Source organism: Methylobacter sp. sgz302048 (assembly GCF_052162025.1).
GTDB lineage: Bacteria > Pseudomonadota > Gammaproteobacteria > Methylococcales > Methylomonadaceae > Methylobacter.
Genome location: NZ_CP197401.1, coordinates 3,595,962 through 3,619,287 on the forward strand (window position 1 = coordinate 3,595,962; position 23,326 = coordinate 3,619,287).

At 51.5% G+C, this 23,326-nt stretch carries 25 protein-coding genes and 1 pseudogene; 9 read left to right on the forward strand and 17 right to left on the reverse strand.

Translation table 11 applies throughout. The features are described from left to right. Window positions 1-73: 73 nt before the first annotated feature. The 7 genes and pseudogenes from ACTNE6_RS15985 to ACTNE6_RS16015 all read right to left on the reverse strand — a co-directional run bounded on the left by ACTNE6_RS15985 (window position 74) and on the right by ACTNE6_RS16015 (window position 5,534). On the reverse strand, window positions 74-1,090 hold the full coding sequence (locus tag ACTNE6_RS15985) for an IS110 family transposase (RefSeq protein ID WP_442497449.1): 1,017 nt from the start codon (window positions 1,088-1,090) through the stop codon (window positions 74-76). Between the two features lie 215 nt (window positions 1,091-1,305). Beyond that, window positions 1,306-1,647: a hypothetical protein gene (locus ACTNE6_RS15990; protein WP_442497450.1), complete on the reverse strand. Its 342-nt coding sequence runs from the start codon at window positions 1,645-1,647 to the stop codon at window positions 1,306-1,308. A gap of 301 nt (window positions 1,648-1,948) precedes the next feature. Then, window positions 1,949-2,569: pseudogene (locus ACTNE6_RS15995) on the reverse strand (LysE family translocator). A gap of 173 nt (window positions 2,570-2,742) precedes the next feature. Further along, window positions 2,743-3,270, reverse strand: a complete 528-nt coding sequence (locus ACTNE6_RS16000) for a DUF2059 domain-containing protein (protein ID WP_442497451.1) — start codon at window positions 3,268-3,270, stop codon at window positions 2,743-2,745. 479 nt (window positions 3,271-3,749) lie between these two features. Beyond that, window positions 3,750-4,250, reverse strand: a complete 501-nt coding sequence (locus ACTNE6_RS16005) for a GFA family protein (RefSeq protein ID WP_442499709.1) — start codon at window positions 4,248-4,250, stop codon at window positions 3,750-3,752. Window positions 4,251-4,308: 58 nt separating this feature from the next. Then, entirely contained in the window at window positions 4,309-4,995 is a 687-nt protein-coding gene (locus tag ACTNE6_RS16010) for a hypothetical protein (protein ID WP_442497452.1), read from the reverse strand. Continuing rightward, window positions 4,992-5,534, reverse strand: a complete 543-nt coding sequence (locus tag ACTNE6_RS16015) for a hypothetical protein (protein ID WP_442497453.1) — start codon at window positions 5,532-5,534, stop codon at window positions 4,992-4,994. The genes ACTNE6_RS16010 and ACTNE6_RS16015 overlap by 4 nt, the downstream gene beginning before the upstream one ends. A 342-nt stretch (window positions 5,535-5,876) precedes the next feature. Here ACTNE6_RS16015 and ACTNE6_RS16020 point away from each other — a divergent pair, with 342 nt between their 5' ends. Next, window positions 5,877-6,569 carry a hypothetical protein gene (locus ACTNE6_RS16020; RefSeq protein WP_442497454.1) on the forward strand — a complete coding sequence of 231 codons (693 nt, stop codon included), beginning with the start codon at window positions 5,877-5,879 and terminating at the stop codon, window positions 6,567-6,569. 311 nt (window positions 6,570-6,880) lie between these two features. Then, window positions 6,881-7,318, forward strand: a complete 438-nt coding sequence (locus ACTNE6_RS16025; protein ID WP_442497455.1) for an NUDIX domain-containing protein — start codon at window positions 6,881-6,883, stop codon at window positions 7,316-7,318. A gap of 51 nt (window positions 7,319-7,369) precedes the next feature. Here the strand turns inward: ACTNE6_RS16025 and ACTNE6_RS16030 are convergent, their stop codons facing one another. From ACTNE6_RS16030 to nifL, 8 genes are all read right to left on the reverse strand, one after another. Further along, complete coding sequence (locus ACTNE6_RS16030) at window positions 7,370-7,552, reverse strand: hypothetical protein (RefSeq protein WP_194968542.1); 183 nt, start codon at window positions 7,550-7,552, stop codon at window positions 7,370-7,372. 209 nt (window positions 7,553-7,761) lie between these two features. Continuing rightward, a complete protein-coding gene (locus ACTNE6_RS16035) occupies window positions 7,762-8,337 on the reverse strand; it encodes a nitrogen fixation protein NifQ (protein ID WP_442497456.1) in 576 nt (191 codons plus the stop codon). Between the two features lie 79 nt (window positions 8,338-8,416). Next, the gene (locus ACTNE6_RS16040) at window positions 8,417-8,854 is read right to left on the reverse strand and encodes an ArsC/Spx/MgsR family protein (protein WP_442497457.1); all 438 of its coding nucleotides are present in this window, start codon (window positions 8,852-8,854) and stop codon (window positions 8,417-8,419) included. Between the two features lie 13 nt (window positions 8,855-8,867). Beyond that, window positions 8,868-9,146: a ferredoxin gene (locus ACTNE6_RS16045; protein ID WP_194968539.1), complete on the reverse strand. Its 279-nt coding sequence runs from the start codon at window positions 9,144-9,146 to the stop codon at window positions 8,868-8,870. Window positions 9,147-9,253: 107 nt separating this feature from the next. Next, window positions 9,254-10,741 carry a nitrogenase cofactor biosynthesis protein NifB gene (nifB, locus tag ACTNE6_RS16050; RefSeq protein ID WP_434482771.1) on the reverse strand — a complete coding sequence of 496 codons (1,488 nt, stop codon included), beginning with the start codon at window positions 10,739-10,741 and terminating at the stop codon, window positions 9,254-9,256. Between the two features lie 193 nt (window positions 10,742-10,934). Then, entirely contained in the window at window positions 10,935-11,735 is an 801-nt protein-coding gene (locus ACTNE6_RS16055) for a CheR family methyltransferase (RefSeq protein ID WP_194968615.1), read from the reverse strand. Window positions 11,736-11,980: 245 nt separating this feature from the next. Further along, the gene (gene nifA / locus ACTNE6_RS16060) at window positions 11,981-13,522 is read right to left on the reverse strand and encodes a nif-specific transcriptional activator NifA (RefSeq protein WP_194968537.1); all 1,542 of its coding nucleotides are present in this window, start codon (window positions 13,520-13,522) and stop codon (window positions 11,981-11,983) included. A 12-nt stretch (window positions 13,523-13,534) separates the two neighbouring features. Beyond that, window positions 13,535-15,133 (reverse strand): nitrogen fixation negative regulator NifL, encoded by a 1,599-nt coding sequence (gene nifL / locus ACTNE6_RS16065; protein ID WP_194968536.1) that lies wholly within the window; start codon window positions 15,131-15,133, stop codon window positions 13,535-13,537. 313 nt (window positions 15,134-15,446) lie between these two features. Here nifL and rsxA point away from each other — a divergent pair, with 313 nt between their 5' ends. From rsxA to ACTNE6_RS16100, 7 genes are read left to right on the forward strand one after another with little or no spacing between them, the layout of a single operon-like run. Further along, complete coding sequence (gene rsxA, locus ACTNE6_RS16070) at window positions 15,447-16,025, forward strand: electron transport complex subunit RsxA (RefSeq protein ID WP_331821155.1); 579 nt, start codon at window positions 15,447-15,449, stop codon at window positions 16,023-16,025. 18 nt (window positions 16,026-16,043) lie between these two features. Continuing rightward, a complete protein-coding gene (gene rsxB, locus ACTNE6_RS16075) occupies window positions 16,044-16,595 on the forward strand; it encodes an electron transport complex subunit RsxB (RefSeq protein WP_442497458.1) in 552 nt (183 codons plus the stop codon). Then, complete coding sequence (gene rsxC, locus ACTNE6_RS16080) at window positions 16,589-18,085, forward strand: electron transport complex subunit RsxC (protein WP_442497459.1); 1,497 nt, start codon at window positions 16,589-16,591, stop codon at window positions 18,083-18,085. Before rsxB ends, rsxC begins: the two co-directional genes overlap by 7 nt. After that, window positions 18,082-19,182, forward strand: coding sequence for an RnfABCDGE type electron transport complex subunit D (locus ACTNE6_RS16085; protein WP_442497460.1), 1,101 nt, complete (start codon window positions 18,082-18,084; stop codon window positions 19,180-19,182). Before rsxC ends, ACTNE6_RS16085 begins: the two co-directional genes overlap by 4 nt. Beyond that, window positions 19,179-19,889 (forward strand): electron transport complex subunit RsxG, encoded by a 711-nt coding sequence (gene rsxG, locus ACTNE6_RS16090; RefSeq protein WP_442497461.1) that lies wholly within the window; start codon window positions 19,179-19,181, stop codon window positions 19,887-19,889. The genes ACTNE6_RS16085 and rsxG overlap by 4 nt, the downstream gene beginning before the upstream one ends. Before the next feature lie 15 nt (window positions 19,890-19,904). Next, window positions 19,905-20,603, forward strand: coding sequence for an electron transport complex subunit E (locus tag ACTNE6_RS16095; RefSeq protein WP_442497462.1), 699 nt, complete (start codon window positions 19,905-19,907; stop codon window positions 20,601-20,603). Further along, window positions 20,600-20,878 carry an RnfH family protein gene (locus ACTNE6_RS16100; protein ID WP_194968530.1) on the forward strand — a complete coding sequence of 93 codons (279 nt, stop codon included), beginning with the start codon at window positions 20,600-20,602 and terminating at the stop codon, window positions 20,876-20,878. The genes ACTNE6_RS16095 and ACTNE6_RS16100 overlap by 4 nt, the downstream gene beginning before the upstream one ends. A 291-nt stretch (window positions 20,879-21,169) precedes the next feature. Here the strand turns inward: ACTNE6_RS16100 and ACTNE6_RS16105 are convergent, their stop codons facing one another. Together ACTNE6_RS16105 and ACTNE6_RS16110 are read right to left on the reverse strand one after the other, a co-directional pair. Next, window positions 21,170-22,156: a transaldolase gene (locus tag ACTNE6_RS16105; RefSeq protein WP_194968529.1), complete on the reverse strand. Its 987-nt coding sequence runs from the start codon at window positions 22,154-22,156 to the stop codon at window positions 21,170-21,172. 458 nt (window positions 22,157-22,614) lie between these two features. Next, on the reverse strand, window positions 22,615-23,319 hold the full coding sequence (locus ACTNE6_RS16110) for a hypothetical protein (protein ID WP_194968528.1): 705 nt from the start codon (window positions 23,317-23,319) through the stop codon (window positions 22,615-22,617). Window positions 23,320-23,326: the final 7 nt, after the last annotated feature.

Genomic DNA, 23,326 nt, shown 5'->3' on the forward strand with positions numbered 1-23,326 from the left:
CACGCTTTGCCCACGGACGCAGTGCTTCACTTTCACGCAGTCGGTGGGCAAAGCGTGGATAACCCGGCGCCTATTAGGCTACCTTAGGCTCGTAAGCTTGCTCTTTAGTCGCCATCGCCCACAGGATCCGAGCATTCTTGTTGGCCAGGGCGACCGCGGCTTTATTGAAGCCCCGCCGTTCGACCAGGGCTTGCAGCCATCGGTTTAATGGATCAGTCTTGCCACTGCAGTACTTGACCACCGCCCGGGCGCCATGGATCAGCTTGGTGCGGATATAGCGATTGCCCCGTTTGCTGATGCCCAAATACACCGCTTTGTCCCCGCTGCTATGCTGCCTGGGCACGACGCCCAAACTGGCGGCATAATCCCGACTGCGGGCATAGTCCTTGCCGTGACCGAGGTCGGCGGCGACGATCGTGGCAGTGATCGGCCCCACGCCGGGCACGTCCAGAAATCGCCGGCTTAAGGCATTACTATTGCACAGCCGGCTGATCCGTCGGTCCTGGTCCTTGATGGCTTGATCCAACGCCTTCAGTTGTTTATATTGTTCGGCCAACACTTCACGGCTGAGCGGGGCCAAGCCGTTTTCCGCCTCTTCCAGAATCAAGGGCAGTTCTTTTCTGACCCGATCGATCCCTTTGGCTATGACAATGCCTCTTTCGCTCAACAGGCCCCGGAGCTGATTGACCAGTGCCGTACGCTGGTCCACCAAATCCTGCCGGATGTTATGAACCAGTTGCACATCCTGTTGTTCCAACGTCTTGATCGCCACCACGCGCTTGTTCGGCCGGGTCACGGCATCAAAGATCGCCTGCGCATCGTTAAAGTCGTTCTTATTGCCCACCACGAAGTTTTTGACGTAACGGGCATTCAGCAACACAACCTGATGCCCCAGCTTAGTCAGTTCCCGCCCCCAATGATGGGCGCCACCGCAAGCTTCTAAGCCAATCAGACTCGCGGGGTAATTGGCGAAAAAAGCCAGCAATTCTGCTCGCTTGAGCTTTTTCCTGATCGCTTTGCCCTCGGCGCTCAGGCTATAGCAGTGAAAAATGTTCTTTGCGATGTCCAGGCCAACTACATTATTATTCATTTCGGGCTCCTCTTTGCTCCGTTGTTACTCTTGGGTGCATTATGACACCGTGGGAGTGAAGAGGAGTCCATATCATCAGCCTACCGAGCTGATTGTTGTAGGAAGTAGGGTACGCATTGCGTACCATTTTCCACATATTCAGGTGACTGAAACTCCAAAAGGTACGCGGTGCGTACCCTACCTGGCTGAAATGAGCTTCTTGAGGGGTAACCTGATCATGACATCTTGGAAACATGCTTCAGTGCAAAGAAGATAACCATTGCCGGCATAAGCAGTGCCATGACGCTCCATAAGCCCATTGCCAGCAGGACAATCTGGTTGAGCGCTGTAAGACCGGTGTAAGTATAAACGGCCCATTTTTTCATCATCCACAAGCCGAACATGCACGCCAGTCCTATGAAAGACGAAAGGCCCAGGTATAGCAGATACCCGAAACCCAATTGCTGAGCTACGGGTGAAAAAATCAAAGGCAGTGCTATCAATGAGCCGACGAACCCAATCACACAGATGACTGTTATCGAGGTTGGGCGCTCGGCTATTTCTGTTAGTTCGTTCACAGCATGTTTCCTTTTTTGTTGATATCTGACAATTTGATTCAGCCCCATGCATTAAGGAATGGTGAGAAACACGACGTCTCGTCCATTGGCTGGAAGTAATCGTTAACCATAGTACTATTCAGATGATGGTAAAAATGAAGTGCCTGAACCTGTCCGACTAAAACTCATGCGGGGCTGCCAAGGCACTTCGCTCGATTATGACGGCAGCAATCCATTCCCGTCAATCGTAAAGAAAATCATTGAGATACTGGTGAACGCCGCTTGCAATGAGCCCCGTGGAGTAATGGGCTGAACGGCAGCCTCATCGGTTATTTACGGCTAATTTTATGCCAAATCCAATAATCGCCATGCCCGCAAGCCGAGCCGCGGCTTTGCGCGCCGATGGCAGCGACGACAGCTTGCGTGCCAGAGCGTTGCCGACGAACACGAGGCCAGCCTGATACAAGAAGCTGATGATGGTAACGTGCGCCATCAGGATGCCAAGGGCAACGGATGATGCATCGGTACGCAGAAACAGAGGAAAGAAAGCCATGAAGAACAGGATGACCTTGGGGTTGGTGAGGCTGACCATAAATGCCTATCGAAAATAAAGCCGCCCGCTCTTTTTCTGATCGGACGCACTCGCATCGATGGAAACAGGCGATCTGAGCAATTGGATGCCCAGCCAGCACAGATAGACGGAACCAAACCATTGCAACATCTCAAACACAAGCAGGTGCGCATGCATCACGGCTGCCAGGCCGAGGGCAGCGCCGGCCATATATATGAAATCGCCAAGCAAAGTGCCTATAACCGCACCGAACCCAGCTCCGATGCCGCTGTGCGCAGTGGCATTGAGAATCGTCAGCGTGCCGGGCCCGGGGATTAACTGAAAAACGAGAATTGCTGCGATGAAGCTCGCGTAGTTCTGAATATCAAACATGCTTCAGTTTCCCCTAGATCACCGGATCCGGCCAGGGATGAATCTGGCCGAAGTCACGAAACAACAATCCCGCGCAAAACTGGCTTAAGATTCATAGGCCGGGTCCCGATTGATCGAAGGGCCAGGTCCGGATGAATCGCCACCTGGACGAAGCACCGCCTTACTGTGTCCTATTAAGGAGCCGTCTTCTTACAGTTGCACTCGGCCGCAACAGTTTTCAACTCTTCGACATATTCCTTGTTTGCCTTTGTTAATACCGGCTGCCATGCTTGCTGATATTCTTCAATAAACTTGCCCATTGCCTGTTTCTTGGCGGCAATATCTTTTTTACCTAAATCGGATGTATGAAACTCAATAAGCTTATCCAGTTCTTCTTCCGTAAAGTTCGGGCCGTAGTACCCCACCCATACATCTACAATTTTTTGATCGGACCAGGGAATTACCAATTTTTTTGTATAGTTTGCATAAGCATTGGCGAGTCGTTTCTTGAATTCTTCATTAGGATTCAGCTGAGCCAGTACTTGATCCAGAGTCTGCTGCCCCACTTTCTCCGTTTGAGCCTTCACTGCCTGAAACTGTGTAGTCCATGTTTCAGTCAGCCCGGTCGCATCCATTAAAGTCTTGACTTTATCCGCCTTCGAATCGGCTAACGCAGTAAACGGCATTAAAGCCGCAAGCAATATTATTAGTCTTTGTCTCATTGTTTTCCTTTTGTTTTTATTGTTTAACGCAATATATGGCGTCGTATTTTCGACAATCCGTTCTATGTAGTACGCAACTACTACAAATACATGATAGCTTATGTTATTTAGATTTTATATATGCAGCAGCCAAGCGGGCTGAATGGAAGTTTTGCGGAAACCCGGCATATCGGAGCGGTGAAGCTGGTTTTATCAATCCAACCTTGTATGATCAAATTTAAAGAAGTAGGGTACGCACCGCGTACCTTTGGGAGTTTCAGTCACCTGAACATGTGGAAAATGGTACGGTACGCAATGCGTACGAGAGTGTGAAAGAATTAGTGAAAAACGTCATAAAAAGCCTTATTCACCACGAAGATCACGAAGGACACGAAGAAAAAATTAAGTTAATCAAAAGCTTAAAACTTCGTGCTCTTCGTGTCCTTCGTGGTTAAATCTTTTAAATTGAATACTTTCACAGTCTCGTACCCTACCTGGCTTCAGCCTAACCGCGCTTTTTCTTCAACCCCTCGGCCCACAGAAGTCAGCGATGGCAATGAATCAATCCATCCCAACCTGCTTTCACACCAGACGTTTACTTGGGGGAATATGTCTCGTGACCGCTCAAAGGTGCCAAAGTACACCATACATGCACCTGGATATTTGTCGTTTAAATTGAAAATGGGAGTGCCACATTCGCGGCAAAAATGCTTTTTGACCCCTCTGATTTGAAAGGAATGCAGGCTGTCGTGGCCAGAAGTTATTTCAAGCGCAGAATGCGGCAAGGCTACGTAAGTGGAAAATGCAGCCCCTGAATGTGAGCGGCAAAAATTGCAATGGCAATTGACGACGTTCCGTATCTCAGAGTTAAGCTTGAATTTAACTTTTCCGCACAGGCATGATCCATTGAGATGATTCACATAATTCTCCATTTGTTTTTTAATACATAACGCGAGGCTCAGCCAAGCAGACTGGGCTGGAGCTTTGCGGAAACCCAGCATATCGGAGCGGTAAATTGCTGGGTTTGTCAAGCTAACCTATCGAGCTGATTGTTCGATACTATAGCCCAGCTATTTGACGCAACCGCCGTATTAAAATAGGTACTCTCGACTGCTCTGCTTGACTAGGATTAAGATGCATTGGGATGCTATCAATAAAACGTATATCGGCAAGTAGATCGTCAATTTCCTGTTCAACGAATTCTCGTAAATCTTGAGGTGATTCACGGAGTTCATCTATAACTTCTGGCCGACCATCTACGAGATTAACAATGTCTTCGATATCATGATGAAGGTAATCGCCTTTACCACGACCATAGAATGATTCAATTTTTGTCGCTATCAATAGTGGAGCTGAAATATGCTGAATTTCGATTCCGCTCGGTAACTTGCTTGTAAGTGGTATCTCCGCAGCTAGTTTGTACCATATATTAGTGAACCCGAGAACCTTTTCGTCTGTTGACATAACATCAATCACGAGTTCGCCTTTGATCCAGCGGCAAATAATATCCCTTTGTTCTTTGAACCCTAGATCTCTAAGTTTATCGCATAGTTTGTAATAATTGGAGAGAGGAGTAACTTCTGCCAGTAGGTCTACATCAACCGTATGTCTTACAGGTGGTCGTGCTTGGTCTGTAATTAATAAGCCTACGGCGCAGCCACCGACAAGCACTAGCTCATTTAATAGTGGCTTTAGTGCGTGAGCTGCCAATTCGAGCGTTTCGATATTCGGGTCATTTTTTATCACGACAAGCGCTCCATTAATTCGGATGCAGCGATCTCTCGTTCTCGTGCTGCACCGGCTCTTAAAGCATCAACTAGTGCAAGAACTTCATATAGTTGGAAATCAGCACGTGCGGCGAATGGCACAGATGGATAGAGGGGTTGTAAGCTTAAACCACGTTCCTCACCTTGGGGATCTGGCCACACAGGGTTTAATGCTTCATACTGCGCAAAGAACTTCTTTAATGGAGGAGCCGCAATACCTGTTGCCATTCCACGTGTAATACCTCCCTCTAAGGCGGGAAATACATACTTTACCCCATGCAGAATAAATTCTTGTAGTGATAAACGAACAGCTCGTAATTGACCATCTTCTCGTATCACTAACCGAGACATCACAGCCCTTTGAGTAGCGGCATATACCTCTGACGCTGACATCGATAGCTCGTGCCCTAATTCGGCAAAGGTTATGATCCTGTTCTCGTTTACTGCAATCTTTAATGCTACAAGAAGGTCTTGTGGTTTTAATACTGGTTGCTTTTGTCGAGTCACAATTCTAACCATGAGTTTTCTCTATTCGCGAATCCAGAATAATAAATTTATCATCTCATTTTAGATAAAATTTAACAAGTATTCGCTATTCGCGAATACTAAAAACAGCATTTAAACTCTTTTTAACTTTATTAAAAATAAAAATTGTAAGCGGCTTATAGAAAAACCTATAAAAAAATCATTGTAAAACAATAGATAAATGTGTTATTAAGAATAAACATAATTATACGGGGTAAATTTAAACGTATAAATTTTACTCTTAATTAAATTTTCTAGGTAAGTATGTCTGAGATTATACGAAAAAAAAGTCCACGTGCGCCGTCCATGTCTCTAGATGAAGCGCTTGCGCGAGTCATGAAAGTATATGATCGTGAAAGGTTGCATTCTACCCCCATAGAAATTGTTGCACAGCATTTGGGCTATAAAAGTGCCAACAATGGAAGCGCATTGAGTACTTTAGCGTCTCTTCGGTATTTTGGGTTATTGGGGCGCCCAAAAGAGGGAATGCTTGCTGTGGCTAAAGAAGTAGAGTCATACAACTTTGCACCAGATGAAAAACTGAGGCGTTCTTTGCTGCTAGGTTTTCTCGAACGTCCGGCGCTATACAGTGAATTGTTAGAGAAGTATGAGTCAGGGCTACCTTCGGATGCAAACTTAAAATTTGATTTGATACAACGAGGCTTTGCACCTCAAGCCGCAGAATCTGCATTAGTTGTATTTAAACGGTCAGTCATTTTTGCTGATTATTTCGGTGGCGAACCCAGTGATGAAGTTGAGGGGAGTGTTTACGATGCCCAGGACAACTCAATTCTGGTTGCAAATGATTTTCAATCTTCTGCTGGCAAAGTAAGCCTAACTACTCCATCATCAGCAGTAGCTATCCCTCAAGTAGAGGTGGATGACGCCGAGTTGGATCGAATTCCAGTTCGTCTTCCAGGCGGACGTCGAGCTTGGCTTTTCATTCCGACTCCTTTTTACGATGCGGATAAAGCAAGACTTAAGGCTCAAATTGATCTGCTCCTAACTGCAGAAGACGAAGAACTCTAACAATACGCTTTATTGAATCGGGGCTAGACCGGATGTTAGTGAGCAGATGCTTTCCCCTTGCGGATCAAACCCTACCAAATACGTACGCTCAGCCCTTGTTAGGCGCACCCTGTATTTCTTAGCCATACTGTCGTTCCCATTAGATAAAATTTCATTATATTAGGTATTTATCCTACAAAATAAAACTGACTGGATCATTCCCGCGCTGAAACCATAAGATTTATCCCCCGGTTACAAATACTTTATACTCAGCGCTTCTCAAAACGACCCTACCGGACGTTTTTCACTACCGTTTATCATCAGGAGCCAGAATGTTCAAACCCGTCACACCGTTGCTCGCCGCCGATACCTTGATCGAACTGATCGATCTGCCCGGTCGGCCGTTTGTTTTGATCGAGCGCGCCAATCCGCCTTACGGCTGGGCCGTGCCGGGAGGGTTTGTCGATGTCGGCGAGACGATGGAGATGGCCGCCGTGCGCGAGGCGAAGGAGGAAATCGGCCTCGATATCAGGCTGACGGCTTTGTTGGGCATCTATTCCAATCCCAAGCGCGATCCGCGCAATCATACCGTGACGGCCTGCTATATCGCCGAAGCGCATGGCATGCCTGTCGCGGCCGATGACGCCAAAAACTGCGGCATTTTTACCTTCGACAATCTTCCCGCCGAGCTGGCGTTCGATCATGCGATGGTGCTGGATGATTACCGCAATTACCGTATGACCGGCCAGGTCGCGCCGTTGCGGTTGTAAGGGAAGCGCGTAACGCATCGATTTACCGGCGCGTTACGCGGCGAATGGCAGTTAAACCACCATGAAGGGATTGGGCTTGGGATTGGCCAGCACTTTCAGTATGGCCCGGATATCGGCTTCCAGAATGTTGAGCTTGGTATAAAGCTCTTCGTTGTCGTATTGTTCGTCAAACCGGAAGGATTCGACCATCGGCAGCAATTCATCCAGTTTTTTCTGTAAATTCTCTCTGTCCACTATTTTCCACTCCAAAAAAGTCAGGACGGTTTATTGATCTGGTATGGCAGGCCAAACCTGCTGTGCCAGGTTGGCTTTAAGGGTGAAAAGTCTACGATAATTACGACTTTTGTTGAAGGTCTAATTTTGGTGATGGAAATAAAGTGTGAGAGCGGCTTTGCCCATTCCTTGGGCAAAGCCGCCCCCGCAATTCCCCCGCAATCTATTGTTTAATTTTCAGGACCGTAACATTTCGGGTAATCGCTGCAAACAGCGCAGGACGGCGCGCGGCAGAGATACAGCCCTTCCGCTTCGCAGAGCTGCTTGTACAGGAATTTTTTCCATTTCATGTCCTTGTCATTTTTGGCAGCCAGTTCGGGAAAGTTGTAGTGCAACATGGCGCTCAACTGACCGCGGTCTAACAGGCCCAAATCCTGCCATAGGTGATCGTTGCCCAGGCAACCGGCCACGATAATGCCGATGATGCAGTCGCTTTCGAAGCCGTCGGACTGGCTGTAATGCTTGAGCAGATTAACCAGGTCGTCTCTTTCCAGCATGCGGCTGAAATCCGGCCGAATGCCCGAAGGCGCCAGTTCGGGTATGCGGCAGTCCGGAAAATAATGGCCGACCAGCCTTTTAAACTGCGCAGGTTCCAGCCCTAGGCAATCGGGCAGGGCGCTCTTGCCCAGGCACCAGCTGGAAACCATGCAGGCCAGCCATTCTTGGTTGGGCGTGGCCATTGCTTGCGATTTCAGCCGGGCATACAGGCTTATCCTGTCGTCCTGAAGTTTGAGCGCTATGGACATGATGCTAATCTCGGGCCGGTCGCGGCATGGAAGATTGAAAAAATACCTGAAACCATAAAGCGGCTCCTTGAAATTGGGGTCATTTTTCCGTTGCGCTGGACAGACAGGCGTGCGGCTTGGGTTCGGATGACCGGGGGCAGCTTTCCAGATCCGCCCCCAGGATTTCCGTCAGCCCTATCCAATGATGAACCTTATGCTGATCGAATCCTGCAACCCTGACATCGCCCACCTGCATTAAAGGACGGCGGATCAATAGCGGATCTTTCAGCATTAAGGCCAGAGCCTGTTCTTCCGAGATCTGGTTAGGGTCAAGCGCGCCGTTTTTTACCGCCGGTGCGCTGTAATTAAACCACTGATGCACGGGTTCGCTGCCGAAGAAAGCACGCAAGCATTCCTTTTGCCAGGGCTCGGTCAGCAAATTTCGCGCGATCACCTGATGGCCCGCCGCCGTCAGCATTTGCTTCTGCCGGGTGTTGTTGATGCATCCGGGTTTTTCGTAGAAGTAAACCGTAGCCACGGCTGCCGTCCTTTTAATGCGCCTGCAACTCGGCCATCGCCTCGGCCATTTTTTCCGGCGGAATGCCGGTCAAAGATCCCGGCGGATTGATCGGCTCACCCAGCGAATTGAGTATGGCGCCTTCTATCGGGCAAATGCTGGCGCATTGATAAACCGGATAATCGCCTTCGCATTCCGTGCATTTATTGCTGTTGACCCGAAAATGCGGTTTGGCTTCATAAATAGCCTTGCTGGGACACACCGGCTCGCAGGCAAAGCAGTTAACGCAGGATTCAATAATTTTTACTGCCATAAAACAAACTCCTTAATCGTAGGGTACGCAGTGCGTACCTTTAAAAAATGGTACGCACTGCGTACCTTTAAAAAATGGTACGCAGTGCGTACCCTACTTTGTGATTTCTAAGCACTCGCTCTGGCTGCGTCAGGTTTTGCATCCAGCTTGCCTGCCGCGGCCATTTCCTTGTACACGGCCATGACGGCATCCTCGATCGGTTCCATGGCATGTTCGCCGTTCGGCTGGATGCCGGCCGTTTCCAGCATCTCCCAGGGCTCATAACCGACTTTCGAACACAGCACCGCTTCGCAGCCTTCCAGCGCCCTGATCGTGCGCATCAGGGTCGATTCGGTTTCGCCGCAGGTCGTATCGCCGCCACAGTACTGATCGGCCTTGCGATGGCTGATAAAGCGCACACCCTCCGGCGAGGCTTCGTAGATCAGGAATTCCTTGGCATGGCCGAAGTGCACGTTGATGAGGCCCTGCCCGCTGGTCGCCACGGCCATCAGCACCGGACGCGTATTGAGTTTGGGCTCCTGTTTGAACTGTTCAGTCTTGGCCGCTTTCTCCAGACGCTTGCTGTCCATCTCGGCCTGAATGGCATCGTGGATGACCTTGCGTTTTTCCATGGCCGCCTGGTAATCGATTTCCATGGTTTCGATCTTGTCCATCGTGAATTCGTCGCCGCGGTCCTCGCCGAGCAGCCCGACGGCGTCGGCACGGCACTGGCGGCAGTGGCGCATCATGTTCATGTCGCCGGAGCAGGCATCCTGAAGGTCTTGAAGCTCGTCGGGCGTAGGACCGCGTTGCCCCATGACGCCGTAGAATGTGCCGTGCTCGGCTTCGGCGATCAACGGCATGACGTTGTGCAAAAATGCGCCCTTGGATTTGACGACTTTACTGACTTCCGCCAGATGCTTGTCATTGACGCCCGGAATCATGACCGAGTTGACCTTGACGAGGATGCCTTTGGCAATCAGCATTTCCAGACCTTTTTGCTGTTGTTCGATCAGGATTTTCGCAGCCTTGACGCCCTTGATGCGGCGGTTGTTCCAGAAAATCCACGGGTAGATTTTCGCGCCGATTTCAGGGTCAACGCAGTTAATGGTGATCGTGACATGGTCGATATTGTGTTTGGACAACTCCTCGACCGCATCGGGCAGAGCCAAGCCGTTAGTGGATACGCACAATTTGATATCGGGCGCTTCCTCGCTTAAACGGCGGAAAGTTTCGAACGTGCGTTCCGGGTTGGCCAGCGGATCGCCGGGGCCGGCGATGCCGAGCACGGTCATCTGCGGAATCGTGGCAGCCACGGCCATGGTCTTTTTCACGGCCTGATCCGGCGTCAGCAGTTCGGACACCACGCCGGGGCGCGATTCGTTGGCGCAATCGTATTTACGGTTGCAATAATGGCATTGGATGTTGCAGGCTGGCGCCACCGCCACATGCATCCTGGCGAAATAGTGATGGGCGTCTTCCGAATAACAGGGATGATTCTGTACTTTTTCCCGGATCGAGTCGGGCAGTTGATTCATCTGGTCATCGGTTGAACCGCAAGAACCTGCTGAACATCCGCCTGCTTTTGGTGCATCATTGAGTACTGGCAATTCCATAATATTGACCTCGGTAAGTTGCTGTTACTCTGGATGAATGCACAGGCCGTGCCAATATCTTATCTTACTGATTTTTATTTGTTTTTTGCTTTTGTTTATGTGGAGGATGTCGCACACGCAACAGGTATGTATGAGTTTTTTGTAATTAATCGAACAACAGCCCCAAGGATTGTGATGCCTGAATGCGCCCAGCTTACCCGGCTTTGTGGTAGATGGGTAGCCCCGGCCGCCACAGACTCCACGCAGCCGGCATCTCCGGCAGCGATTCGTGCACGCCGATCACGCATAATCCGCTCGGCGACAGTCGGGCATCAAGATGGCGCAGGATTGCCCGCTGCAGGTCGGACGAGAAATAGGTGAACGCCAGATTCCGGCACAGGATGAGATCGAAAGAACCGTCCGGCAAGGCTTTGCGCAGATCCTGCACGGCCCAGCTTATCGGCCGGCGATATTCCGACTTGATGCAGTACTGTCCCTGCTCCGCAGTAAAGGCAAGGTCGCGCCAAGGTGCGGGCAATTCCCTAAGACTGCTTGACGGGTAGCATCCGCGCCGGGCTCGCGCGACCTGGACCGGATCGGCGTCCGTGCCAGTCAGCGCAAGCGGGACAGCCGGAGCCTGCGGCGCGATTTGCAGCGCCCAGATCAGCGCCAGCGTATACGCTTCCTCGCCAGCACCACAGCCTGCGCTCCAAATGTCGAGCCTGCGTTTATTGCGGTTTTGGCATAAACGGATCAGTTCCGGCAATCCTTCTTGGGCGAGAGCATCGAAAACCCAACGGTCGCGGTAAAAGCGCGAGATCGTGATCCGGCAGAAACCGTCGAGCCGAAGCCACTCCTGTTCATGCGCCTCAAGATAGCGGCGGTAACCATCGAGATCGACTAACTGCAATTCCTCGATACGCCGGGTGATGCGCTTGATCACCTGCCGCCGCACTTTACGGAATCCCGGCCAGCGCAGCTCCAGGCGCGGCAAGGCCCATTGCAGAAAGGCCATCCATTGATCATCTCGCTTGGTCACCGAGGAACCTGACGGCTGGCACGATTAAAGCGAGACGCCCATATGATGTTCACTGTCGTCATTACTGCTCCCCATAGATTTCCGGCGTCCATAGTTCATATAAGAATCATGACAACGAAATGGTCGCAGTTATTCCAAAGATCGTCTCACGAAAGGACTCAATCCGCATTCCAAGCGAGTCTTATCCTTCCCACGCTGGAGCGTAGGAATGATAAGGCTTGCTAAATCTGCTTCATGGCGATATCCAGCACCTGGATGCGATAGGCGATCTGACGCGGCGTCATGTTAAGCAGCCTTGCGGCCTTGGCCTGCACCCAGCCGCATTGCTCCAGCGCAGCGATCACGCGCTCGCGGTCATCGAGTGTTTCATCGTTGAGATCGACCGGAGGCACTTTCTGGGGTTTGAGCGCGACTTGATGGCCAATTTCATCTTCGAGCCCGGTATTGACCATGACATCCCTGTCGATGATGCCGTTGGGACTCATGATCGCGGCGCGCTCCAGGCGGTTGGCCAGTTCCCGGACATTGCCGGGCCAGCTGTGCTTCATCAATATCCTGATGGCGCTGTCTTTGATTTCCAGGTAACGTCCTCCCTGCTGGGCTGAGATCCTGCCCAATAAAAATTCGGCCAGTTGCGGGATGTCCTCGGTTCTGTCGCGCAAAGCCGGCATGTGGATTGGCATGACATTCAGCCGATAATACAAATCCTCGCGAAACGTGCCTTCGGTGACTTGCTCTTCCAGGTTGCGGTTGGTCGCGGCGATGATGCGCACGTTGACGTTGATGGTTTTGGTGCCTCCCACGCGCTCGAACTCGCCTTCCTGCAGCACGCGCAGCAACTTGGCCTGAAACGAGGCCGATATCTCGCCGATCTCATCGAGAAACAGGGTGCCATTGTCGGCCAGTTCGAAGCGGCCTTTGCGTTGCGCCAGGGCACCGCTGAAAGCGCCTTTTTCATGGCCGAACAATTCGGATTCCAATAGCGTATCAGGCAGGGCCGCGCAGTTGAGTTTCAGGAACGGCCCGCTGGCGCAGCCCGAGTTGAAATGGATGGCGTTGGCGACGACTTCCTTGCCGGTGCCCGACTCGCCGCGTATCAGCACCGTGGTGTTCCACTTGGCGACCTGGCGGATCGAATCGAACACTTTCAGCATTGGCGCCGAATGCCCGACGATGTTTTCAAAGCTGTAATTCTTGATCAGCGCCTGCTTCAGATGATCGCGCTCGCTGAGCAGATCGCGCTGCTTGCGTTCCATGGCCCGAAGCATCTTGACGCTTTGCGCGATCAGGTTGGCGACCATTTCCATGAACCGGGCCCGCTCGCCCAGGAACAGGCTGTTGGTGGGCTGCGCCGCCAGCACGCCGACCAGCTCGCTTTTTTCCACATAAATGGGCGAGCCTATGAACGGCAATTCAGGATCATAAAGCCCCAATTTGCCCAGGAAGCGCGGCTCCTCGGCCACTTTTTCAACGACGAGGGTACTACCCGCGTCCAGTATGGTGCCGATCAGACCTTCGCCGGACTGATACCTGACCGGTTGGGCCGGCTTGACGGCGCTGTCGCTGTGTACGGCCGTGACGACCATGGCGTCGTTTTCCGTCTCGCGCAACGTAATCATCCCGGAGCGCATGCCCGATCTTTTATGCAGAATTTCCAGCACGCCTTGCAGTTTGGCCTGCAAGTCGTGGGTGCTGTTCAGTACCTGGCTGATCAGGTATAGGGTATCCAGTTCAGCTTCGATTAACTCTGTACGCTCAATCATGCTATTGACTCTCTATGCCGAAACTCTGCGCATGGGAAAACTGATAATAAAGCGGCAACCCTGATGGTAATTAGGGTCTATCTCGATCAGTCCCTGATGCTGGTTGATGATTTCCTTGACCATGACCAGACCCATGCCGGCCTGATTGCCGCCCATGGGTCTTGTGGTATAGAAGGGCTCGAATACTTTGGCACGTTTGCCGACGGGAATGCCGGGCCCGGTATCTTCAACGATGACATAAGCTAGATCGGCATCTGAATCGGTGGTGATTCTAAGCCGCTGCTCCGGGCAGTCGGACTGCACCATGGCCTCGATGGCGTTATCGATGAGTTGCTTGAACAGGATGCGCAGGCGATTTTCGGAACCCAGAATCGTCGGCAAGGCCTGCATGGGCTGCCAGTGCACTTCGATGTCATGGCTCTGGAAACGCGACTCGCTGAGCATCATCATCTCATGCAGCACTTTATTGAGATTGACCGGCACAACGGCTGCCTGATAAATCTGGGGAATGCATTTTTTCATCATGGCCACGGCCTCTTCGCCCGATGCCTGAATCTGCCGCAAAATCTGCAGCAGGCCGTCATGCTGGGCGTCGCCTTTGTGCCGGATGATCTGCTCAGCGGCCTTGATCTGATTCATCGGCATCTGAATCTGGTGCATGGCGCCCAGCAGCGTCTCCCGAATGCCGCGCACCCGCTCATCCTCGACCATCATGGTTTTCAGGGTCTGGATATGCAGCTCTTCCATCTGCCGGCGTTGCTTGGTGATGTCGGTCAGGGTCAGGATCAAATAGCGTTTGGAGTTGTCTTCAAAAAACGCATCGGCATTGATTTCTTTTTCCACAAACCAATTGCCGGCACAGGAAAACCAGCGTACGCCCTGGCCGCGGGTTTCCACCCTGAACTCCCGGTTATTGAAGCCCTGTTCGGCGAGTTGCAGCTGCTGCCATAAATCGCCCATCTCATCGCGCAGCAGCTTCAGAAAAAACAGCGCCGGCTCGCCTTTGTTAAGATCGGTAACCAACGCTTTATACAACTGGTTATCCAGAATGACCCGATCCTGGTCATCGAGCACCACCATAGCAATCGGCGATGAATTGAGCACAGATTCAATCAGCAGTTTCTGATTGTGCACTTTTTTCTCGGATTCATAGGCAGCAGTCACATCGCGATGCATGCCGATATAGTGCGTAATTTGCTTCTCGCTGTTCAGCATGGGCGTGATGGTCAGGTCAGCCAGATAACGATGACCTGACTTATGCCGGTTAACCAGCCGGCCATGCCAAACTTTTTTGCTGCTGATGGTGCGCCACAAATCGTGATAGACATGCCGCGGCGTGGACTTGTCCGATAGCAGGGATTCGTTTTGACCCAGGATATCGGCCGGGTTATAACCGGTGACCAAGGTGAATTCCTCATTCACATAAAGAATGCTGGCTTTCTTGTCGGTAATGGAAATAGCGATAGGCGCCTGCTCGACCGTTTCGATAAACAGTCCACATGGCCCCCGGTTGTCGATGTCCTCTCCGAGCATAATGGCTTCAAGCTCTTTATTAATGCATTTGCCTTTACTGCTGTGAGTCCACAAAAATTGCAACGATGTTTTTTTCATACGTCATGTCAGGAATTGAACAATAGCTTAACCACTCAAGCAAAAATGAAGCCAAATTTTATAAGGGAATTAAAAAATGAAAGGCACGTATGCAGCATCACCTCTACCGCCTTATTGGTTGCACCTGACTTAATGTAAGGTTTGCGACATAAAAATTATGCGCTGTGGGGTTATGTCCTAATTCCGACAGGATTTACGCACCATTCAGGTGCATATCCGCACTCGTTTTAGGCATTTAGCTTATGAATGGCTGTTTTTGTCAATCTGGCACACTTGATGCTGTATTTTGAGCAAAAACAGCTTGGAAAAAACAGTGAGTGAATATTTGTTACTTTTATTAGGCACTGCCCTTGTCAATAACGTGGTGTTGGTCAAATTCCTGGGGCTTTGCCCGTTCATGGGCGTGTCCAACAAGCTGGATACGGCACTAGGCATGGGCATGGCAACCACCTTCGTGCTGACGCTGGCGGCCATCGCCAGTTGGGTGATCGAGCATTTCATTCTGGCGCCGTTCCATATTGAGTTTCTGCGCATACTGGCCTTTATTCTGGTGATTGCGGCTGTGGTTCAGTTCACCGAGATGGTGGTCCATAAAACCAGCCCGGTGCTGTATCAGATACTGGGGATTTTCCTGCCGCTGATCACCACCAATTGTGCGGTCCTGGGCGTGGCCCTGCTGAACGTGCAGGCGCAATACGGGTTCATGCAAAGCATGGTTTTCGGTTTTGGGTCGGCCATCGGCTTTACGCTGGTCATGGTGCTGTTCGCGGGCCTGCGCGAGCGCCTGGCCTTGATGAGCGTGCCGAGCCTGTTTGCCGGCACGCCGATCGCCTTTATCACGGCCGGAATCTTATCGCTGGCTTTCATGGGTTTCGCCGGACTGTACAAATAGCCTGCCTGAGGGGACATCATGTACATTTTAACTGCCATTGTAAGTTTGACGACATTAGGGCTAATTTTAGGGTTCCTGCTTGGTATCGCCGCCAGGTATCTGAAAGTTGAAAGCAACCCGATCGTCGATGAACTGGAAGCATTAATGCCCGGCTCTCAATGCGGCCAATGCGGTTATCCGGGCTGCAGGCCGGCAGCCGAAGCGCTAGCCGCAGGCGAGGCGCCGCCCACGCTGTGCCCGCCCGGCGGCAGTTCGCTGGCCGAGCAGCTGGCAAAATTGCTGGGCGTGGAAATCGATCTGAACGATGTACAAGACCCAGAACAGCTGGTCGCCAGAGTAAGTGAAGATACCTGCATTGGCTGCACGCGCTGCTTCAAGGTCTGCCCCACCGATGCGATCGTCGGCGCGCCCAAGCAGATTCATGCCGTGATCAGTGACGCCTGCATCGGCTGCAAGAAATGCATAGCCGTCTGCCCGACTGAGTGTCTGCAAATGCATCCGGTTGAGGTCACCTTGCGGAACTGGCGCTGGCCCAAACCGGCTGTTGCCGAAGGAGTTGCCACATGCTGAGCCTGTCCACCCTGTTTAAAGAGCCGCGCATTCGCGGCGGGGTTCATGCCGAGGCGCATAAGGCCTCGACCTCCAGCCAGCCTATCGTGATTGATTTACCGCTGCCAAAAAAACTCTATATCCCGTTGCAGCAGCATGTCGGCAAAGCCGCGGAACCGGTAGTCAGGGTCGGCGATCATGTACTGAAAGGGCAATTGCTGGCTCACAGCCAGGGGATGATTTCCGCACCGGTGCATGCATCGAGTTCGGGAGTGATCATCGATATCGACGATTATCCGGCACCGCACCCCTCGGCGCTGCCGATACGAACGGTCGTGCTGGAAACCGATGGCGAGGACAAGTGGATCAGCGCTCCGCCTGTCGATGACCCGTTTCAACTGGCGCCCGAAGAGGTCAGCCTGCGCGTCGGTGCGGCCGGCATCGTAGGTCTTGGCGGAGCCGCCTTCCCGTCGGCCGTCAAATTGAATCTGGGCCGTGAAAACAGAATTCACACGCTGCTGATCAACGGCGGCGAATGCGAGCCGTATCTGACCTGTGACGACCGCTTGATGCAGGAGCGGGCCGTAGGCATTATCGACGGCATACGACTGATGCTGCATGGCATGGAAACCGGACAGGCGATTGTCGGCATCGAGGATAACAAGCCCGAAGCCTATGCAGCCATGCGGAAGGCCGGCCTGCCCTATCCGTTCATCAAGGTTGAACAGGTGCCGACCCGTTATCCGATGGGCTGGGACAGACAGCTGATCCGCTACCTCATCGGCCGGGAAGTGCCGGCCGGCGGGCGCTCCGCCGACGTGGGCGTGATCATGCATAACGTCGGCACAGCCTATGCGGTGCACCGGGCCGTCCGCTTCAATCAGCCGCTGGTCAGCCGCATCGTGACAGTCTCGGGCGGTGCCGTAGCCTCGCCGATGAATATCGAAGTGCCCATCGGCACGCTGATCAATGAACTGTTCGCCTTCTGCGGCGTTGATCAGACAGCCGCCAAACGCATCATCATGGGCGGGCCGATGATGGGCGATGCGCTGCCGCATAGCCGCCTGCCTATCGTCAAGGCTTCCAGCGGCATCCTGGCCTTGACTCAGGAGGAGATCCGAAACAAGGCCCAGCAGCCCTGCATCCGTTGCGCGCAGTGCGTCAGCGCCTGCCCGGCCGGCCTGTTGCCGCTGGAGATGGCTAACCGGATCCGCAACAACCAGCTCGACGCGGCCGTCGATATCGGCCTCAAGGACTGCATCAGTTGCGGCTCCTGTTCTTATGTCTGCCCTTCCAACATTCCGTTGGTGCAGTATTTCAAATACGCCAGCGGCGAACTCGCAGCCAGGCAGCAGGCACAGCACAAATCGGAGCACACTAAGCGTCTGATGGACGAACGCAATGCGCGCATGGACCGCATCAAAAAACAGCAGCAAGAAGAAGAACAGGCGCGTTTGGCGGCCAAAGCCGAAAGAGAACGTTTACAAAACGAACAAGGAACATTGGCATGATTGTACACAGCAAGCTCAGCAGCGGCGCTCATATAGGAGCGAACACGACAGTCCAGCACATTATGCGGCAGGTGATGCTGGCGATATCGCCGGCGACGGCGTTCGGGCTTTTCTGTTTCGGCTGGCCCGCCCTGAATCTGTTCATTATTACCCTGCTGTCTGCCGTTCTGTTTGAAGCCTTCTGTCTGCGTCTGGCAGGCAGGGTTGCCAGACCGGTGATCATGGATGGCTCGGCGCTCTTGAGCGGCTGGCTGGTCGCCATGACGCTGCCTCCGTGGGCGCCCTGGTGGATAGGCGTTGCCGGTGCCGGAATTGCAATTATACTGGGCAAGCAGGTTTACGGCGGTCTGGGGCAGAATCTGTTCAATCCGGCCATGCTGGCCCGGATCGCCCTGCTGATCTCTTTTCCTATCGAAATGACGACGTGGCCCAATGTCGCGCCTGTTTTCTCAGCACAGGCGCCCGGCCTTATCGAGAGCTGGTCAATCACCTTCTACGGCCTGGGTGGCATGGCCTCTGCCGATGCAATGACCGGCGCGACAACGCTGGGCTATATCAAGACCGAATTTTCGCAAAAACACTGGCTGCCTGACATCCTGGCGGATCATTCCATTTTCCTGGATTTTCTGGGCTGGACGCGCGGCAGTCTGGGCGAGACCTCCTCGCTGCTGCTGGCTGCAGGCGGGGTCTGGCTGATCCGTCAGGGCGTGATCAAATGGCATATCCCGATTTCTCTGTTACTGACTGTCACGGTGCTGTCAGGCATTTTTCATCTGATGGATGGACAACATTATCTTTCCCCGTTGGTGCACTTGAGTTCGGGCGCTTTGATGTGCGCCGCGTTTTTTATTGCCACGGATTATGTCACATCGCCGAATACACCGGCAGGACAGCTCGTTTTCGGCGCAGGCTGCGGGCTGTTGATCTTTGTTATCCGCACTTGGGGGAATTATCCCGAAGGCGCCGGTTTTGCCGTGCTGCTCATGAATGCGGCGACACCGCTGATAGACCATTACATGCGGCCCAGGATATACGGCCGCTATCGCAACGGAAAGCCTTTGGCGCAAAAAGTCGCTGTACAGGAGCATAAGCAATGAAATCTGATTCGGACCACATCAAGTGGCTGATCGAAGAAACGGTCGCCTATAAGGAATTCCTGAAACGCTGGCTGGAGCCGTCGAACCTTGAACGGCTGAGGCCCAGATTGGCATTTCAGACCGGTGTTCTGGCCGGATTCGCCCTGATCGCCAGCTTTCTGCTCGGCGTCACCCACTGCAGTACACACGATGCCATCCAGCAGCGGCTGAATGAAGATCTACAGAAATCACTGGCAGAAGTTGTACCGTCGACATTGCATGACAATGATTTGCTGCAGGATACGGTAACTGTCCCGTCCGGTGAGGATAACCTGGGCGCCAATGAAACGACCGTTTATATCGCCAGAAAAGCCGGACAAGTCAGCGCGGTTTGTTTCAAACTTGCTGCGCCTGACGGTTATTCGGGAATAATCAACATGGTCATAGGCATAAACCGCGATGGTGAAATTCTAGGCGTACGCGTCGTCAATCATGCCGAAACACCTGGCTTGGGCGATAAAATCGAGATCGCGAAATCAAACTGGATACTGGATTTCAATGGCCAATCCCTGCTTGGCCTCGCCGATGCACAATGGGCGGTCAAAAAAGACGGAGGCGTTTTTGACCAGTTTGCCGGCGCAACTATTACGCCCCGCGCGGTTGTAAAAACCGCTCATCGAGGCTTGCAGTTTTTTAACCGGCACCGTAACGAATTAATCGGCTCTTAAACAGAAGGTGGTTATATGTTCATTTCCGAAAGCTATCGAAAAATAATGCGGGACGGTATCTGGGACAATAATATTGTATTTAGCCAGTACCTGGCATTGTGCCCTTTACTGGCTGTTACGGTTACAGCCACTAATGGATTAGGCATGGGACTGGCAACCCTGGCGGTGCTCATCAGCACTAACGCCATCGTTTCGGTTACGCGTTATCTTATTCCTTCGGAAGTCCGCATTCCCATTTTCGTACTGTTGATTGCTGCAGTGGTTACCGTCGTGGATATGCTCATGGATGCCTGGCTGCATGAGCTGCATAAAGTACTGGGCCTTTTCATTCCGCTTATCGTAACCAATTGTGCGATATTGGGGCGCGCCGAATCGTTCGCTTCCAGGCAGCCTGTTGCGCTCTCCTTATGGGACGGCCTCATGATGGGATTAGGTTTCACCATGGCCCTGGTCGCCTTGGGCGCAGCCAGGGAAATCGCCTCGGCCGGAACATTATTCGCCAATGCATCGTTGCTGCTCGGTGATGGGGTTAAGTTTATAGAATTAACTTTAATTCCTGATTACAAAGGTTTTTTGTTGATGGCGCTGCCTCCGGGCGGTTTCATTATGCTGGCGTTTATCATTGCCGGCAAACGGTTACTGGACCGGAAACGAGTCGCGAACAAGGCGCAGGCGACATTATTATCCGAAGCGATACCGGAGGAAATACGATGAATGTGGGTGTATGTTACGCACAGGCTGATAGGCAATTATGGCTGCGACTGGAAGTGCCCGATAACTGTACTGTGGAAAAGACCATCCATCTGTCCGGGCTATTAGTCCATTGCCCTGAGATCGATTTGAGCAAGCAGAAAGTTGGCATTTTCGGCAAAATCGCCAAATTGGACGCCACTGTTCAGGATGGCGATCGCGTGGAAATCTATCGTCAGATCACCGCAGATCCTGCGCAGGTTAAACGGCGTAGAATCAATGAATCCGCTCAACCTTAGAAGCACGAATCAACAAAGCATATTGGCATTTGCCAAGCCGCAACCGGCTCATATATTCAGGTTACTATGAGAATAAGTATTTGCAGTCACATGCGGCCTAACCGGTGTTTCGGTGCAGGTGGAGATTGCGGGAAATGCAATAAAGAAGTTAATGCTATGCTTAGAGCTAGCCAACGGTGAGAATGCAGATTTAGTATGGTTCATCACTCCCATGCTTAGCACGGGAGTGATGAACAAATTTTATTCGACTGTTAGTGCGATAAGTTGCTTACAGTCGGATAAACTCAAGGATCAGCCTTCAAGTACAGCCAATCTGTCCGCAAGCAGTTTCTCAAGCGTTTCCAAGGCTTTTTTGAAGCCGTCGATGCCTTCTGCCAGTTTTTCGTTAGCCATACGGTTTTCGGCATGCATGCGATCGAAAGTGGCTTTATCCATAGTGATTTTTTCAATTGATGCAGCGGCCGCCTTTTGCGGATCCAGTTTGCGTACCAATTCGCCTTCGGTAGCTTGCAATTCACCCAATAAAGATGGAGCAATAGTCAACAGGTCGCAACCGGCCAATTCTGTAATTTCGCCGATGTTACGGAAGCTGGCGCCCATGACTTCAGTTTTATAACCAAATTTTTTGTAATAGTTATATACATCAGTAACTGAAATTACGCCTGGATCTTCGGCAGGTGCATAAGAATCACGGCCGGTATCTTTTTTGTACCAGTCGAGGATACGTCCGACAAACGGAGAAATCAGGGTAATGCCATTCTCGGCGCAAGCAATCGCTTGGTGCAAGCCGAACAACAGCGTCAGGTTACAATGAATGCCTTCTTTTTCCAGTACCGCCGCAGCCTGAATACCTTCCCAAGTTGCTGCAACTTTGATAAGTACTCGCTCGCGTGAGATACCTTGTTCTTCGTACATCTTAATTAACTGACGGCCAACAGCGATAGTGGCTTCGATGTCATAAGACAGACGTGCGTCTACTTCAGTAGAAACGCGGCCTGGAATAACTTCGAGTATCTTAATCCCGAAAGCAACAGCCAGACGTTCGAAAGCAAGATTAGCAACCTCTGCTGCCGATGCGCTGCCGCCCAATGTTGCTCTGGCACCTTTCAGTGTATCATCAACGATACTTTGATATTGAGGCATTTGAGCAGCGGCAGTAATCAATGAAGGATTGGTTGTAGCATCGCGTGGTTTGAAAGTTTCAATGGCCTGGATATCGCCTGTATCGGCTACAACCACGGTCATTTCCCTCAGTTGTTCAAGTAAGTTCTTTGCCATAAATGGTACCTTTCGTTTTCAAATTAAAAAAATCCGCAGAGCCGCTCATTATAATCAAAATATAATAAAGAATGCACTAGTTAGACTGTGAGCGGACAACTCACCATTGAAGTAAATCCGTGAGCATATCTTACCTCAATCCTAAGTTAAGAAATATGGGGATTGTAATTTCTTTGTGACGTTTTGCTCCGGAATGGAATCATTCCGGCTTCAAGCGATCCAGCAACGATTTTTTCATCCGTGATCAGGATGCTGGCGTGAATCAGTTATTTGGTCAATGATAACTAAATGCCATTTAAGCGCGGATTTTCCGCTTCTCGTCAAGAAAAGGCCACTGCCCTCGAATAGTCGGGGGCAGTCACACACCAATCGAGCCCACTTAAGCACTCTTGCTTTGAGTAGGAACCTAGTTCTCTTGGATTCGGGGCAGCGGATATGCCCCGGATTTCAGGTATGTATTAACCCTGTTTGCGCAGATATTTTTCTACGCCCGTTGCATCTGCTTCTGCTTTTTTATCCAGATACTTGGCAACACCAGTCACTGGAGCCGCAGCAGTTGCCACTTCTTCAGACGCAACCTGTCTATTCAGGTATTTGGTAACTCCAGTTGCTGAAGCGGCTTCCTGTTCTTTCAGGTATTTGGCAACACCGGTAAGTCCGCCAGTAGTGTCTCTGGTATATACAGGAGCAGGTCTTTCAGCTTGAGCTTTAGGTTTTCTGCCAAAGAAAAACAGCCCAGCCAGTGCAAATGCGCCTAAACCGACTAAATAGTTAGTCATTGACTGTTCTTCTTTCTTTTCTGTAGTAGCTACCGCGCCAGTAGATTCTGACTCGCCACCAGAAACTGATTCAGAAGCAGCTGGTTTTGATGCTGGAGCAGAAGGAGCCGATGAAGAGTGCTTATACTCGGCATCTTTATAGACAACTTGCGGTTTGAAGGTTGCCGCAGGATAGTTTGGATCTGGTTTAGCAGTTTCTGCAGCAACTGGTTTAGATTTCGCAGCCGATGCAGATGGAGTAGCGGCCTGATGCTTATATTCAGCGTCCTTGTACAGAACTTTCGGTTTGAAATCGGATGCTGGATATTCTGTTTCTGCTCCCGCTATAGGACTTGCCAGCAGCAGCGCTGCAAGCACGCCTGTCGTCAAATTATTCTTTTTCACGTTGTTC

Excerpts from the sequence above, each read along its gene's own strand:
- rsxC (WP_442497459.1), top strand. The coding sequence starts at position 16,589 with ATGCTGAGCCTGTCCACCCTGTTTAAAGAGCCGCGCATTCGCGGCGGG.
- ACTNE6_RS16055 (WP_194968615.1), bottom strand. The coding sequence starts at position 11,735 with ATGGCCTTTCTGCAATGGGCCTTGCCGCGCCTGGAGCTGCGCTGGCCG.
- ACTNE6_RS16005 (WP_442499709.1), bottom strand. The coding sequence starts at position 4,250 with ATGCTGGGTTTCCGCAAAGCTCCAGCCCAGTCTGCTTGGCTGAGCCTC.
- nifL (WP_194968536.1), bottom strand. The coding sequence starts at position 15,133 with ATGAAAAAAACATCGTTGCAATTTTTGTGGACTCACAGCAGTAAAGGC.
- ACTNE6_RS16035 (WP_442497456.1), bottom strand. The coding sequence starts at position 8,337 with ATGTCCATAGCGCTCAAACTTCAGGACGACAGGATAAGCCTGTATGCC.
- ACTNE6_RS16025 (WP_442497455.1), top strand. The coding sequence starts at position 6,881 with ATGTTCAAACCCGTCACACCGTTGCTCGCCGCCGATACCTTGATCGAA.
- nifB (WP_434482771.1), bottom strand. The coding sequence starts at position 10,741 with ATGGAATTGCCAGTACTCAATGATGCACCAAAAGCAGGCGGATGTTCA.
- ACTNE6_RS16015 (WP_442497453.1), bottom strand. The coding sequence starts at position 5,534 with ATGGTTAGAATTGTGACTCGACAAAAGCAACCAGTATTAAAACCACAA.
- ACTNE6_RS16095 (WP_442497462.1), top strand. The coding sequence starts at position 19,905 with ATGTTCATTTCCGAAAGCTATCGAAAAATAATGCGGGACGGTATCTGG.
- ACTNE6_RS16000 (WP_442497451.1), bottom strand. The coding sequence starts at position 3,270 with ATGAGACAAAGACTAATAATATTGCTTGCGGCTTTAATGCCGTTTACT.
- ACTNE6_RS15985 (WP_442497449.1), bottom strand. The coding sequence starts at position 1,090 with ATGAATAATAATGTAGTTGGCCTGGACATCGCAAAGAACATTTTTCAC.
- ACTNE6_RS16105 (WP_194968529.1), bottom strand. The coding sequence starts at position 22,156 with ATGGCAAAGAACTTACTTGAACAACTGAGGGAAATGACCGTGGTTGTA.
- rsxB (WP_442497458.1), top strand. The coding sequence starts at position 16,044 with ATGTACATTTTAACTGCCATTGTAAGTTTGACGACATTAGGGCTAATT.
- ACTNE6_RS16100 (WP_194968530.1), top strand. The coding sequence starts at position 20,600 with ATGAATGTGGGTGTATGTTACGCACAGGCTGATAGGCAATTATGGCTG.
- rsxG (WP_442497461.1), top strand. The coding sequence starts at position 19,179 with ATGAAATCTGATTCGGACCACATCAAGTGGCTGATCGAAGAAACGGTC.
- nifA (WP_194968537.1), bottom strand. The coding sequence starts at position 13,522 with ATGATTGAGCGTACAGAGTTAATCGAAGCTGAACTGGATACCCTATAC.
- ACTNE6_RS16085 (WP_442497460.1), top strand. The coding sequence starts at position 18,082 with ATGATTGTACACAGCAAGCTCAGCAGCGGCGCTCATATAGGAGCGAAC.
- ACTNE6_RS16020 (WP_442497454.1), top strand. The coding sequence starts at position 5,877 with ATGAAAGTATATGATCGTGAAAGGTTGCATTCTACCCCCATAGAAATT.
- ACTNE6_RS16045 (WP_194968539.1), bottom strand. The coding sequence starts at position 9,146 with ATGGCAGTAAAAATTATTGAATCCTGCGTTAACTGCTTTGCCTGCGAG.